At 45.7% G+C, this 14,592-nt stretch carries 13 protein-coding genes; 8 read left to right on the plus strand and 5 right to left on the minus strand.

The annotated features are described in order from the left end of the window. Positions 1-53 precede the first annotated feature (53 nt). From ABZR88_RS16015 to ABZR88_RS16030, 4 genes are all read right to left on the minus strand, one after another. Positions 54-1,151 carry a sugar transferase gene (locus ABZR88_RS16015; RefSeq protein WP_107826367.1) on the minus strand — a complete coding sequence of 366 codons (1,098 nt, stop codon included), beginning with the start codon at positions 1,149-1,151 and terminating at the stop codon, positions 54-56. Further along, the gene (locus ABZR88_RS16020) at positions 1,129-1,518 is read right to left on the minus strand and encodes a PleD family two-component system response regulator (protein ID WP_107826366.1); all 390 of its coding nucleotides are present in this window, start codon (positions 1,516-1,518) and stop codon (positions 1,129-1,131) included. Before ABZR88_RS16020 ends, ABZR88_RS16015 begins: the two co-directional genes overlap by 23 nt. A gap of 215 nt (positions 1,519-1,733) precedes the next feature. Beyond that, positions 1,734-2,732: a glycosyltransferase family protein gene (locus ABZR88_RS16025; protein WP_107826365.1), complete on the minus strand. Its 999-nt coding sequence runs from the start codon at positions 2,730-2,732 to the stop codon at positions 1,734-1,736. Positions 2,733-2,881: 149 nt separating this feature from the next. Beyond that, a complete protein-coding gene (locus ABZR88_RS16030; protein ID WP_107826364.1) occupies positions 2,882-4,177 on the minus strand; it encodes a DEAD/DEAH box helicase in 1,296 nt (431 codons plus the stop codon). Positions 4,178-4,446: 269 nt separating this feature from the next. Between ABZR88_RS16030 and ABZR88_RS16035 the strand changes: the two genes are divergently transcribed. After that, positions 4,447-4,794, plus strand: a complete 348-nt coding sequence (locus ABZR88_RS16035; protein WP_107826363.1) for a hypothetical protein — start codon at positions 4,447-4,449, stop codon at positions 4,792-4,794. Between the two features lie 169 nt (positions 4,795-4,963). Here ABZR88_RS16035 and asnS read toward each other — a convergent pair whose 3' ends face one another. Then, positions 4,964-6,400: an asparagine--tRNA ligase gene (gene asnS, locus ABZR88_RS16040; RefSeq protein ID WP_107826362.1), complete on the minus strand. Its 1,437-nt coding sequence runs from the start codon at positions 6,398-6,400 to the stop codon at positions 4,964-4,966. A 256-nt stretch (positions 6,401-6,656) separates the two neighbouring features. Here asnS and ABZR88_RS16045 point away from each other — a divergent pair, with 256 nt between their 5' ends. From ABZR88_RS16045 to ABZR88_RS16075, 7 genes are all read left to right on the plus strand, one after another. Beyond that, on the plus strand, positions 6,657-7,511 hold the full coding sequence (locus ABZR88_RS16045) for a DMT family transporter (RefSeq protein WP_170113511.1): 855 nt from the start codon (positions 6,657-6,659) through the stop codon (positions 7,509-7,511). A gap of 333 nt (positions 7,512-7,844) precedes the next feature. Then, entirely contained in the window at positions 7,845-9,830 is a 1,986-nt protein-coding gene (gene dnaG, locus ABZR88_RS16050; protein WP_107826360.1) for a DNA primase, read from the plus strand. Positions 9,831-10,077: 247 nt separating this feature from the next. Beyond that, positions 10,078-10,446, plus strand: coding sequence for a YraN family protein (locus ABZR88_RS16055; RefSeq protein ID WP_107826359.1), 369 nt, complete (start codon positions 10,078-10,080; stop codon positions 10,444-10,446). A gap of 9 nt (positions 10,447-10,455) precedes the next feature. Next, positions 10,456-11,517: a glutaminyl-peptide cyclotransferase gene (locus ABZR88_RS16060; RefSeq protein ID WP_245916954.1), complete on the plus strand. Its 1,062-nt coding sequence runs from the start codon at positions 10,456-10,458 to the stop codon at positions 11,515-11,517. 177 nt (positions 11,518-11,694) lie between these two features. Beyond that, positions 11,695-12,486 carry an ABC transporter ATP-binding protein gene (locus ABZR88_RS16065; protein WP_245916953.1) on the plus strand — a complete coding sequence of 264 codons (792 nt, stop codon included), beginning with the start codon at positions 11,695-11,697 and terminating at the stop codon, positions 12,484-12,486. A gap of 104 nt (positions 12,487-12,590) precedes the next feature. Next, the gene (locus tag ABZR88_RS16070) at positions 12,591-13,715 is read left to right on the plus strand and encodes an ABC transporter permease (RefSeq protein ID WP_107826357.1); all 1,125 of its coding nucleotides are present in this window, start codon (positions 12,591-12,593) and stop codon (positions 13,713-13,715) included. A 65-nt stretch (positions 13,716-13,780) separates the two neighbouring features. After that, positions 13,781-14,503 (plus strand): DUF2490 domain-containing protein, encoded by a 723-nt coding sequence (locus tag ABZR88_RS16075; RefSeq protein ID WP_107826356.1) that lies wholly within the window; start codon positions 13,781-13,783, stop codon positions 14,501-14,503. Positions 14,504-14,592 lie beyond the last annotated feature (89 nt).

Genomic DNA, 14,592 nt, shown 5'->3' on the forward strand with positions numbered 1-14,592 from the left:
AGAGCATAATATGAAAAAAAATGAAAGGTTTATCAGGCGAAATTTGAACATGCTTAGACTTTTTCTTTCTGGAACAAGGCCGGAATAGTTGATAAAATGATCTTCATATCAAGCAACAGCGAGTAGTTCTGTGCGTAAAAATTATCCAGCTTCTTCCGTTCCCTCTCAGACATATCATCTTTACCGCGCTTGGTTACCTGCCATAAGCCTGTTAAACCCGCAGGGCCTAAAAAGCGCATGGCCCACTCGTTAGAGGTTAACATCTCTGCCTCATAAACCGGTAGCGGACGGTTACCTACAATAGACATATCGCCCTTTAAGATGTTTACCAGCTGCGGCAACTCATCTAAACTGGTGCTGCGTAAAAAGCCGCCCAGACGGGTAATACGCGGGTCATTCTTAATTTTTACAAATGATGCTTTGCCTTTTGCGCCGCCATCCTCATTAGCATATTGGTTATGCTCTGCAGAGAGCTTGGCCAGCAACTGATCGGCATCGCTACGCATCGATCTGAATTTATAAAAATCAAACACCTGGTAGCCGGTACCTACACGCTTGCTCTTATAAATGATAGGTCCTTTTGAGCCCAGTTTAATAGCTAATGCAATGACCAACAGCACCGGAGAAAAAGCCAGTAAAGCCATCGATGACAGGATAACGTCCATAGCGCGTTTACCCGGTGGCAACTTGTAAGTAGTATCTACCTTTTTAGAAAGCTCGGCCAGTGTTGGCTTGATCAGTTTAAAGTTTACCAGGAAGTTTAAACGCTCGCGCAGGTGCAGCAGGTTGATCGGCATGGCATAAAGGTCATTCACCTTTAAACTTATCGCACGGCGGCGCCACTCGGCATCGTTACGATCTGTTACCAGCACAATAAGCATTTGCTTAAACATGCTGTTCTTCTTGATACGCTCAACAAAGGTAAAGGCTTCGCCTGTTTCATCCAGCTCGATCAATAAGATATCGGGCATACTCAACAGCGACTGTTCTGCCAGGTACTCATCCAGGCCGTTAAGGTTCTGGCTAGCAAATATCTGGTAATGGGCAGGCAGCTCGGCAAATATATTATCGCGCAGGGCTGTGCCTGCATAGGCCAGCTTTACCCTTAAACCTACACTTTCATTCCAATCAGTTGTAATTGGTTGTGTCATAAACTTGCAGAATTTTGCTGATTTCAGCTTTTAAAACAGTTGGATTGAAGGGTTTGTGCAAATAAGCATCCACCTGGAACGGCATACGCGACACCTGCTCATCAAGATCGTCGGCTGCAGAAAGCAGTACTACCGGTATATCTTTATAAAAACCACTAATCTTTACGTTCTTTACAAAAGCCTGTCCGTCAAAAGTAGGCATGGCTAGGTCTGAGATAATCAGCTCGGGCATGTTACCTTCTTCCAGCCAGTCCAGTGCTTCAAAACCGCTGGTTTTTACCACAATATCATAATCTTTTGACAGTATAAAATTGAGCAGTTTCAGAATGCTCAGGTCATCATCAACTACCAATAAATTTTTCTTCATGTTAGCGCTTAATTTAGCTATTTAATGCAAAACAATTACTAAAACAGCTTCATAGGTAGACAAATAAAACGCGGCTGCAGCCGCTGTTTGTTAGCTGCATTAAAATAACAAACTTTTATTTAAACTAAAAAATACAATACAACAACCACAACTATATATTTTAACGCAACATTTTACGCAAGGTTATTTTTATTTCTCAATTAGTTATTTTTTTCTTATTTATTAAAACCTGCGTGTTTATCTATCACCATATCCAGTATATCTTTTGTTTTGTCTGGATAATTTACCGGAATAACCTTACCGTTTTCCAGCCAATCATAAATTACATCATTATGTTTTGGCTTCAAACTCTTAATCAGCGGCACACCCATATATTTTAAAGCAGCGCCATTGAGGTGTTGCTCGTACTGATTTTTCATGGGTATTACCAGCAGCTTTTTACCCATAAATAATGCCTCGGCCGGCGTTTCAAACCCTGCACCGCACAACACACCGGTTGATTGCGCCATGCTGGCAATAAACCGCTCGTTATTGATAGGCTGGATATTCACATTTTTATGCGAAACTACCTTTTTGTTGTGCTTAGAGAATACTTCCCATTTGATATGCTTAAACTCGGTAAGACGCTCTATCAAACGCTTATCATCATAAGCAGGCAGATAAACGGTGTAATGGCCACGGTCTTCAACCACCTGCTCACGTACCTGCTTGCGAATTACCGGGGTAAACGTATTCTGGTCAAACTCTGCAAAATGGAAACCATATTGCACGTTGGTGGGCGCATAGTTTTTGATAATAAACTTGCCCATCATGTCTGTTTCGTCAGGCTTTGGCGCGTTCTCGCTCATTACCGCCGCCTGATGACTCAATGAAACGCAGAATTTATTACGCTGATAACAGGCCCATGATGATACGGGTTCAAAATCATTGATCACCAGATCATAATCCTCTACCGGCAGCTTTTTCATCTCTTTGATGAATAAACGGGTATTGGCCTGTTTAAAAGTTTTCCAAAGATCAACCCCACCTTTTTTACCAAAGATAAAGCCCATGCCATGGAATTTATACTTTACCGGGAAGGGCAAGGACAGATCGCCCTGGATACCGCTTACTACAATATCCACATCAGCGCGCTGCTGTAAAAGCGGCACAATATCCATAGAACGGCTCAGGTGCCCGTTACCTGTGCCTTGAATAGCGTAGAGTATCCTCATAATCGGGATTAAATATAGCTATTGCATGTTATATTGACAGCCCTGAATTATAAACAAATGGAATAAAAAAGCCTGATTTATTGAAAAACAGGCTTTTTTAGTTTAAATAAACAATGGTTTAATATAACCGTAATATGTTTAAACGGATATTATCCATTTGACGGCTTACCGGTGCCCTTTTTACCGCCACGGCGCCAGTTGCTTTTATTGCGTGTGTTTTTGTTATTATTATTACGCGGCGACTGCCTGCTGTTATGGTGCGGATTGTTTTTCAGCTCCTCGCGGATGCGCTCCTGCGTGCTCAGCTGTTTCATCGGGTATGGATGCTCCTCCTCAACCGGGATTTGCTTGGCAATGAGTTTATGGATGTCCTTTAAAAACTCTTTCTCCTCGGTATCACAAAATGATAGAGCCATACCACTAGCTCCTGCCCTGCCGGTACGACCGATACGGTGTACGTAGGTTTCAGGTATGTTAGGCAGTTCGTAATTAATCACATGCGTCAGCTCGTCAATATCAATACCACGGGCGGCAATATCTGTAGCTACCAGCACACGGGTGGTGCGGTTTTTGAAGTTAGTTAACGCGCGCTGACGGGCATTTTGCGACTTATTACCATGGATAGCCTCGGCAGTGATGCCGGCTTTAGCCAGGTCTTTCACCACTTTATCTGCACCGTGTTTGGTGCGGGTAAACACCAATACGGTTTCAATGCTTTGGTCTTTCAATACGTGTTGCAGCAAGCCTCGCTTATCGGCCTTGTCTACAAAATAAATAGTCTGCTGTATGGTATCGGCTGTTGATGACACCGGTGTTACTTCTACCTTGGCTGGATTATTCAAGATGCTATCCGCCAGTTGCTGAATTTCTGCGGGCATAGTGGCCGAGAAGAACAATGTTTGCCTTTTTGCCGGCACCTTGCTTAAAATGCGTTTCACATCGTGCACAAAACCCATATCCAGCATACGGTCGGCCTCGTCCAGTACCAATATTTTAAGGTGCGAGAGACTAACATAACCCTGATTCATCAAATCGATCAAACGACCGGGGGTAGCTACCAAAATATCAACCCCGCGACGCAAGGTATCAACCTGCGGATTCTGGGACACGCCACCGAAGATAACGGCATGTTTCAAACCCGTAAAACGGCCATAGGCCGTAATGCTCTCGGCAATCTGGATAGCCAGCTCTCGGGTTGGAGTTAATATCAGCGTTTTAATGCTTTTTTGCTCCTTATGCTGCTGGCGCTGCTGATAAAGCAGTTGCAACACTGGAATGGAAAATGCGGCGGTTTTACCGGTACCGGTTTGGGCACAGCCCAGCAGATCGCGCTGCTGCAATATATATGGAATAGCCTGGGCCTGTATGGGCGTAGGCTGTGTATAACCCTCTTGTTTTAAGGCCTTGAGGATAGGCTCAATTAATTTAAGATCCTGAAATGACATGTATTGTTATTGTATGGCGCCGATGCGTATTGTTTAGAAAAGTCTACGATATGAATTGGCTATCAGCGCTGTTTTATTTTGGCAAAGGTACGCAATTAAGCCCACAATCTGCATACCGCAAATTAGTGGCAAAATGCCCGCTGCAGGCAATAAAAACTAAATTAATTGCGTTGGGAATCAGTTGACCATAAAAAAAGTGACCTGCCAGATTTTACCTTTTGGCATAGAAATAGTCATATATACAAAGAGTTTAGTTAAAATTTACCGATATGAAAACGTTAAAAACAGTATTGATAGCCGCCATATTAACCGTTGGTTCTTTGAGTTTGGCCAATGCGCAAACCCGCTTCCACGTTAGTGTTAATACCCCTGGCTTACATATAAGCGCCGGCAATTACCATCGTGGTTATTATGGTCCGGCTTATTATCAGCCTGCTTACTATGAACCGGCACCTGCTTATTATGAGCCGGAGTATTGCGCACCATCTTACCCGGTATATTACCGTCATTACAGGCCAGCATATTACCGTCACGAGTACCGCCGCGTAGTTTACCGTCATGAGTACTACCGCCCGGCTTATTATGGTGGTTACCATAGGGGTTACCGTCATTGGTAATGCCTGATTTCGAAATTCGGATGTTCAATTTCGGATTTACTAAGTTTGATTTTGGACCGAAAACAAAAAGCCGTTTTGCAACTAGCAAAACGGCTTTTTTATTTATCAATCTAGCCCGAAAGCCGACATCCTACTAATCCGAAATCGAACATCCGAAACTCGAAATCAATTAAAACTCTGCATTCTTAGGGAACCTTGGGAACGGAATCACGTCTCTGATGTTACCCATGCCGGTAACAAACAGTACCAAACGCTCAAAGCCCAAACCGAAACCGGCGTGCGGACAAGCACCGAAACGGCGGGTATCCAGGTACCACCATAGCTCTTCGGTCGGGATGTGCATCTCGTTCATGCGTTGCTCCAAGCGGTCCAGGCGTTCCTCACGTTGCGATCCACCCACAATCTCACCAATGCCCGGGAACAGGATGTCCATTGCGCGTACGGTCTTACCGTCGTCATTCTGGCGCATGTAAAAGGCTTTGATCTCTTTTGGATAATCAGTCAGAATCACTGGTTTTTTAAAGTGTTTCTCAACCAGGTAACGCTCGTGCTCTGATTGCAGATCGGCGCCCCAGCCTTCTATCAGGTACTGGAATTTTTTCTTTTTGTTATGCGATGAATCACGCAGGATATCGATAGCCTCAGTATAAGTGATACGCATAAAATCGTTATCCAGGCAGAACTGCAGTTTATCCAGCAGGTTCAGTTCAGAACGCTCTTGCTGTGGCTTCTGCTTTTCTTCTTCCAGTAAACGCTGGGTCAAAAACTCAATATCCTCTTTGTTATGTTCCAGCGCGTAGCTGATCACGTATTTCAGCAGCGCCTCGGCCATATCCATGTTATCGTTCAGGTCATAAAAAGCCATTTCGGGCTCAATCATCCAGAACTCTGCCAGGTGACGGGTGGTATTTGAGTTTTCGGCACGGAACGTCGGGCCGAAAGTATAGATATCGCTCAGAGCCATTGCACCCAGCTCACCTTCCAGCTGACCAGATACGGTTAGGTTGGCCGCGCGACCAAAGAAATCTTGTTTAAAATCAACCTCACCCGATTCGGTACGCGGCGGGTTACCAATATCAAAGTTGGTTACATGGAACATCTCGCCTGCACCCTCGGCATCACTGGCGGTGATAATTGGGGTATGCAGGTAAACAAAACCCTGCTCCTGAAAAAACTTATGAACGGCAAATGCCAGACTGTTACGCACACGGAACACCGCGCCAAACGTGTTGGTACGGAAACGCAGGTGCGCAATCTCGCGCAGAAACTCCAGGCTATGCTTTTTTGGCTGCAGCGGATATTTCTCCGGATCACTGTCGCCCAGTATCTCAATGCTGGTGGCTTTTACTTCCACCGTCTGTCCTTTACCTAACGACTCGATCAGCTGACCGGTTACGGCAATGGCTGCGCCGGTGGTGATGCGCTTTAGCAGCGCCTCATCGGTGTTCTGGAAATCGACAACAATCTGCAGGTTATTATTGGTAGAGCCGTCGTTTAAAGCGATAAACTGATTATTGCGGAAGGTGCGTACCCATCCTTTAACAGTAACTTCGGTGCCGGTTTGACCGCCGGCCAACAATGCTTTAATTTTTGTTCGCTGACTCATATAATTTTTTTTAAATGAGCGGCAAAAATACAATTTTGATGTGAGACGTGAGATTTGAGATGTGAGAATTATTACAATGCTCACCTTAAAAAACGTAGAGCCACATATTTGTGGCTCTCCTGTGCAAAGAATATCCTCAGGGAGCCACATGCCAACGGCCCTTCGTGCAGGGAATATCCTCAAGGAGCCACAAATATGTGGCTCTACGTTATGTATAAGCATCCTCATATCTGCACATTTCCCTAAGTTTGCCTTAATGAACCCAAAGCTTAGTTTGGCCATTGGCATTGTATGTATTGCGTTCTCGCCTATTTTTGTAAAACTGGCGGGCACGGCGCCGCTGGCTGCTGCGTTTTACCGCATTGCCTTTGCCTGGGTTTTGCTGGCGCCGTATTGCATCATCAAAAAGCAAACGGCTATTGCCCGTAAGGATCTGCTGATTGCACTGTTGGCTGGCTTCATCTTCGCCAGCGATATTGCCGTTTGGAACATCTCTATATTAAAAATCAGCGCCACGGTATCAACTTTGCTGGCTAACCTTGCACCTGTTTGGGTGGGGCTGATGAGTTATATTTTCCTGCGCAAAAAATCGGGGTGGCTATTCTGGGTAGGTACGCTCATTGCAATTGCCGGCATGGTGGTACTGGTTGGCTTCGATCAGTTAATCGGATTGAAATTTAACATCGGTATTGTGTTGGCAGTAACCGCCAGCATATTTTACAGCATTTATATCTTGCTTACCAAAGGTGTGTTGCAGCGTATCAGCACCCTAACCTTTATGTTTTATAATATGCTGGGGGCGATGTTGTTTCTGCTATTAATTAACTGGACGCAAGGCGCAGATTTGCTGCATTACCCCACCAACGTGTGGCTCAACTTCATCGGCATGGGACTGATCTGTCAGCTAGGGGGATGGCTCACCATTAACTACGCTATCGGCCTGCTGCCGGCTACCAAAACAGCCATTGCATTGCTGAGCCAAACTGTGGTAACTGCTATAATAGCCGCTATTTTGCTACATGAGCAACTGGAGATGAAAGAGATTATTGGTAGTATGATTGTTTTGGCGGGGATTGCTATTACGTTTGTAAAACAGCGAAGCCTACCATAGACTCTTGATAGATTCGATTGAATTAGCGTTCATTGCCGTTGACTTTAGTCAACGGATTAAAGCAAATTATAAATGGCTTTAGCCTAAATTGGCAAGCAGAGCAATCACTTAAATTTGGCTAAAGCCATTTAATATAAGAGCAATCACTTAAATTTGGCTAAAGCCATTTAATATAATTGTATATTCCGTCCCATGAATGGGACGGCAATGGGTACCGCCATTCACACCGTATGTTAATTAACTGTAGAAAACTATTGACGCGGTTAACCGTATTACCATCATCATAATATTTTACTTTTGTAACCCCGCTAATTTTTAGCGCACTGTTTTATTATGATCACCAAGCTCAGCATCGATAAAATTATGGAAGCTACCGACATTGTGGAGGTAGTGGGCGAGTTTGTGCAATTAAAAAAACGTGGTGCCAATTACGTGGGCCTCTCCCCTTTCTCCAACGAGCGTACGCCATCGTTCACCGTATCTCCGGCCAAAGGCATCTTTAAATGCTTCTCTTCCGGCAAAGGTGGTTCGGCCATCACGTTTTTGATGGAACTGGAGAAGTTTACCTATCCCGAAGCGCTGAAATGGCTGGCCAAAAAGTACGGCATTGAGGTTGAGGAAATTTTAGACAAGCCCGAAAACAGGGAAGAAGAAACCCGCCGCGAAAGCCTGATGGTTGCCACGGCTTACGCTGCCAAGTTTTTTCAGGATAGCCTGTGGGAGACAGCAGACGGGCAAAACATTGGTCTTAGCTATTATAAAGAGCGTGCCTTTACGCCCGAGACTATCCGCAAATTTGAGTTGGGTTACTCGCCCGATCAATGGGAAGCGTTTTCGGCCAAAGCTATTAAAGAGGGGTATAAAGAAGAGTTTCTGACCGAGGCTGGCTTGTCGGTTAAGCGGGATAACGGCAGTTTGTACGACAGATACCGCGGCCGTGTAATGTTCCCCATCCACAGCATTACCGGCAGGGTAATTGCCTTTGGTGGCCGTACCCTCAAAAGCGACAAAAGCGTACCCAAATATGTCAACTCTCCGGAGAGCGACATCTACCATAAATCAAACGTACTTTACGGTTTATACTTTGCCAAGAAAGCCATTCGCGATGAGGATAACTGCTACCTTGTAGAAGGTTATGCCGATGTGATCTCGGTACACCAGGCGGGCATTGAAAACGTGGTGGCCTCGTCGGGCACCTCGCTTACCGTAGAGCAAATCAGGCTGATTGGTCGCCTCACTAAAAACATCACCATATTATATGATGGCGATGCGGCAGGTATCAAGGCCTCGCTGCGCGGACTGGATCTGATTCTGGAAGAAGGCCTGAACGTAAAAGTAGTACTGTTCCCCGATGGGAACGACCCCGACTCATACGTGCGCCAGCTGGGCAGCAGCGCATTTAAGAAGTACATCGACGAGAACAAAAAGGATTTTATTCTTTTTAAGACCAATGCACTGCTTAAAGACGCAGCTAATGATCCGATAAAACGGGCAGGCGTGATCCGTGAGGTGGTGGAAAGTATTGCTAAGATTCCTGACTCGATCAAGGCATCGGTATTCATCAAAGAGTGTAGTATGCTGATGCAGATCGATGAGCGCGCCCTGCTTACCGAGCTGAACAAGATGCGCATGGCCAAGGCCAAAAAAGATGGCCAGTCGCAACAGCAGCAACAATACACGCCGCAATTTCATCCAGATCAACCTCCTCCTGATTTTTACGAGCAGTTTGACCCGAGCATTGAGCCTAACTATGCCGATTATGCCCGCGAAGCCCCGCCCCGTCCCGATGGCGAGCTGCAGGAACGCGAGATTGTTCGTCTGTTATTGCTCTACGGCAACCAGATGATTGAGATTGATGCCAGTAACAATACCAGCACCTATATCGGTCCGTTTATAGTGGGCATGCTGGACGACGTAGAGTTTGAACACGAAGACTGCAAAAAGTTTGTTGACCTGTACAAAAGCCAGGTAGAAAAAGGCGACCTGCCGGATGATAACTTCTTCATCCACCAGCAGGACAAGCAGATTGTAGACATGACCATTGATATGCTCACCCCGCTCTACATCCTGAGTGATAACTGGGAGGCCATGCACAACATCACCACCAATGATGAACAACGCGACCTGAAAGCCACCATTATGAACGGCGTATATCACCTTAAAAAACACAAGGTGAGCAAGATTCTGGAAAAACTGCTGCATGATCTGCAACACTGCACCGTTGAAACCGACATTGAGATACTGCAAAGCCAGTATATGTTTATGAAAAAGGTGGAGCGCAAAATTGCCGATGAGCTGGGGATTGTGATATTGCGGTAGAACCTCTCCCAACCCTCTCCAAAGGAGAGGGCTTTCATCATCATTCTATAAATCCATTTGTCATTGCGAGGAACAGCGGGGATTGTGCGACAGGGTGACGAAGCAATCTCTTCGCATGCAAAACGGCACTACATATCCAATTGTCTTATGACGAGATTGCTTCGTGCCTCGCAATGACAAACAGCATAAAACCTTTTTCCCTTTTCAATTCTAAATTTTTACTTTTCGCCATCTAAAAATCACCCACATGCCTGCACACATAGAACTTGGTAAACGGGGCGAGCAACTGGCCCGCACACACCTGGAAGCTACGGGCTATGAGATTTTAGACCAAAACTGGACGCATGCCAAGGCCGAAATTGATATAATTGCCTATAAAAACGGAGTGATTATATTTATTGAGGTAAAATCGCGTTCTTATAATTACTTTGGCGAGCCTGAAGACTTTGTAGACCGCCGCAAGCAGCGTTTGCTGGCCCGGGCTGCCGATGAATACATTTACCTGATGAACCATCAGGGCGAAGTGCGGTTTGATATTGTATCTGTACTGTTTGCCTCTGATGATTCGCACAAATTGAAACACATAGAAGATGCCTTTTGGCCTCAGCCTGAATAATTATTACAAATGAAAACTTTAAAAGTACTAGCTCTGGGCGGCGCACTCCTGCTGGCCTTCGGATGCAGCCACAAAGACAACAAAACAGCAATGACCCTGAGCCCCGAAATGGGCACCACCTATAAAACCGGCGACGCCATACCGGTAAAACTGCAATACCCATCTGACGTTAAACCCGATTCTGTAGTTTATCTGCTTGATTCGGTTCGTTTTGCATCTACAAAAGATTCAGCCGGCATAAAACTAAAAACCGATACCATGCGATTGGGTTCGAGGTTGATTACCGCCAAACTTTACCAGGGCGGCAAGGCCGAAGAGGTATCAACCAACTTTATGCTCTACCCCTCAAAAGCTCCGGAAGAATTAGCTTATAAGGTTGACAAAGTTTTCCCGCATGATACCAGTAGTTATACAGAGGGTCTGTTATATCAAGACGGCTTTTTATACGAAAGCGATGGCGGTCGCGAGGGCGAAGATGCCGGCCGTTCAAGCTTGCGCAAGGTAAACGTGGAAACCGGCAAACCAGTATTGAAAGTTGACGGCGATCCCAAAGTATTTTCGGAAGGTATTTCCATCGTAGGCGATAAACTGATCCAGTTGACTTATACCGAAAAACTGGGTTACGTTTATGATAAAAACACTTTCAAGCTGCTCAAAACCTTCACCAATAATGTTGGGTATGAGGGTTGGGGCATGTGTTATGACGGCCATAAACTGTACATGGATGATAGCACCAACCGCGTTTGGTTCCTCAACCCTGAGACTTACGCTGCTACCGGTTTTATTGACGTTTATGATGACAAAGGTCCGGTAAACCAGATCAACGAGCTGGAAATGATTGATGGCAAGCTGTGGGCCAATATTTATCAAACAGACACAATTATTGTGATAGACCCTAAAACGGGAGCCGTATTACAAAGCATTGATTTGAGCAAGCTCTACCCGCAGGCGCAACGCGCACCAAATGCCGACGTACTGAACGGTATAGCCTGGGACCCGCAAGGCAAACGCCTGTTTATAACAGGCAAAAAATGGCCTAAGCTGTACCAGATCAGCGTGGCCAAGAAGTAAAAGCCCCCTAGCCCCCTAAAGGGGGAATGATGGCAAATGCGTGAATGTGCAGATATGCCGATGATCTTAATTAACTGATTTCATTTGCACATCTGCACATTTTCATATCCGCACATCTCGCTAAAACACACCCATTTAAGTAAAATTTCTGCCATTCGCTGAAAAGTTCATGGATATATGCTTTCAGTGAACGATTTTTGCGGCATGGTAAAATACCCCATTATTTCAGTTGACAACCTTGTTAAACATTATGGCGATTTTGAAGCTGTAAAAGGTATCAGCTTTGAGGTTTTTGAGGGCGAGATCTTCGGGCTGCTCGGTCCGAATGGCGCCGGCAAAACCACCACGTTAGAGATTATTGAAACCCTGCGCCCAAAAACATCGGGCAGCGTAACGGTTGACGGTTTTAATATTGAGCGCGATGCCGATCAGATCAAACAACGCATAGGCGTGCAGCTACAGGCTGCAGGTTACTACCCCAATCTTAACCTTACCGAGCTTATCGAATTGTTCTCTGGCCTGTACGGCATCAAAGTATCGGCACATGAGATGCTGGATAAAGTGGCCCTGACAGATAAAGCCAAATCAAAATACAAAGAGCTTTCTGGCGGGCAAAAACAACGTTTCTCTATTGCCACTACGCTCATTAACAATCCCCGCATTATTTTTCTGGACGAGCCCACTACCGGCCTTGACCCTCAGGCCCGCCGTAACCTGTGGGACCTGATCCGTCAGATCCGTGATAACGGCACTACCGTGGTTATTACCACCCACTACATGGACGAAGCCGAAGAACTATGTGACCGTATAGCCTTTGTAGACGGCGGCCGCATCATCGGCCTGGATACTCCCGACCACTTTATTGACGAACTGATAGCCAGCGGCTTCCAGCGCAAAAAAGAGGTAAAAGGCGCCAACCTGGAGGACGTATTTATTGCCAAAACAGGCAAAGAGTGGAAGGATGGGTAAGACCTTTCCGAAGGAGAGGACTTTCCATGCTTTATCATTAAACTTATAATTTACATAACCAACCAAAACTCCCTCTCCTCTGGAGAGGGCCGGGGAGAGGTAAAATGACTGAAATAAAGAAATACAATAATTTCCGCGCAACCATGGCAATTGCCAAGGCCAGCTTGCGCTCTATATTACGCAGCCCGTCGGCTGTAATTTTTACGCTGGCTTTTCCGTTAATATTTATCGTGGTGTTTGCCAACCTGGGCGGCGGCATGAAGGTTGACGTGGGTCAGACTAAAACTACCGATACCACCAACGTTATCTATAGGGCGCTGAAACAAAGCCAGATCATTCGCTTCGTAACCAATCAGAGCGAGGCCGAGATGACCAAAAACCTGGGCGAAGGCACGCTGGACGCAGTGATAGATATTAAAAAGCAGGCCGCCCCTACCATGCCGGTTGATATGACCGTACGTTACAGCAAGGCATCGGCACAGAAAGGCGCCATCCTGAAATCATTGCTGAGCAACATCCTTTACACCGCTCAAAGCCGTCAGATAGCGATGTATCAGCAACTCTCGGGCATCAAAATCCCAAAGGCAGTTGATCTGAAAGAGGAAGTGGTATCAGGTCGTGAGTTTAAATATATCGATTTTATATTACCGGGCCAGCTGGGTTTCTCGCTGTTGAGTACAGGCGTATTCGGTACAGCATTCGTGTTCCTGAGCTTACGCCAAACGCTGGTGATCAAACGCTTTTTTGCAACGCCGGTTAAACGCTACAGCATCATTTTAGGTGAGATGCTGGCGCGTATTGTGTTCTCGCTGTTCGGCGCTGTGGTAATTGTTACCATCGGGCACTTTGTGTTCCACTTTACGCTGATTAATGGGGTTAGCACCCTGCTCACCATGCTGGCGCTATCCTTTATAGGCCTCATTGTATTTATGGGCTTCGGGTTTGTGGTATCCAGCATTGCCAAAAACGAGAGCACTATACCGCCGCTCAGCAATATCATTACGCTGCCGCAGTTCCTCTTATCGGGCACGTTCTTTTCTACCAGTGTGTTCCCAAAATGGCTGCAACCCCTGGCTAATATTTTGCCGTTAACGCACCTCAACAACGCCATGCGCCGTGTAGCTTTTGAGGGAGCAAGCCTGGCGGGCTGTACGCATGAATTACTGATATTATTTATCTGGGGCATTTGCGTTTACGCCGTAGCCATAAAGCTATTTAAGTGGGAATGATAGTTTATATGTTAAATTAGTATTAATATTTTCATAATTTTGGCATTATTAATACTAATTTAACAATGCCAAAATTTTCCCTAATTACATTTTTACTATTTATTTTAATACTCCCAGCATCGGCACAGAACAGCAAAACCGGTACCTGGGGTATTGCCACCGTGCTATTACCGGGTGATAGCCTACACCGCTGGGGTGGCTATAGCGAACTACAAGTACGTAGCAATGGCGTACTAAGTCAGTTTCAATATTATGAGGCGAAAGCTGGTGTGAGCTATGACATCGATCGTAGTTTTACCGCTTTGCTGGGTACCGGCCGGTACACTACTTATGATTATACCAACCTGAGCGCCGGTCCGCAAACTACAGAGACCCGCTTATGGGAACAGATGGTGGTGAACCAATACCTGTATCGCATAAAAATGGAGCACCGTTACCGCATAGAACAACGCTGGGTAAATGGCGATTACCGTAACCGTTTCCGCTACCGTTTAAACGTGTTTATTCCGTTTAACCACCCTAAAATTGTGGCTAATACGTGGTTTGCTTCCCTCTTTGATGAGATCTTCCTGAATAACAAAGAGCCTAATTTTGAGCGCAACCGCATGTCGGCCGCTTTGGGTTACCAGGTTGATAAATCATGGATCGTACAGGCAGGATGGATCAACCAGTACAACTATATCCCTAACCAGAGTAACGATAAAAACAATTTATTACTGATGCTGATGTACCGCATTAACCGCAAAGGCGCTGTTAAACGCGAGCACCTGCCCAGTACCGGCGATTAATTTTGCTTGTACAGACCGCCCGGCCTAAACCCGATTGCAGTGGAAAGCCCGGAGTGCAGCGCAGCGAAACGAGGACTTGGAACGGAAAG

It is taken from the genome of Mucilaginibacter yixingensis (genome assembly GCF_041080815.1).
GTDB lineage: Bacteria > Bacteroidota > Bacteroidia > Sphingobacteriales > Sphingobacteriaceae > Mucilaginibacter > Mucilaginibacter yixingensis.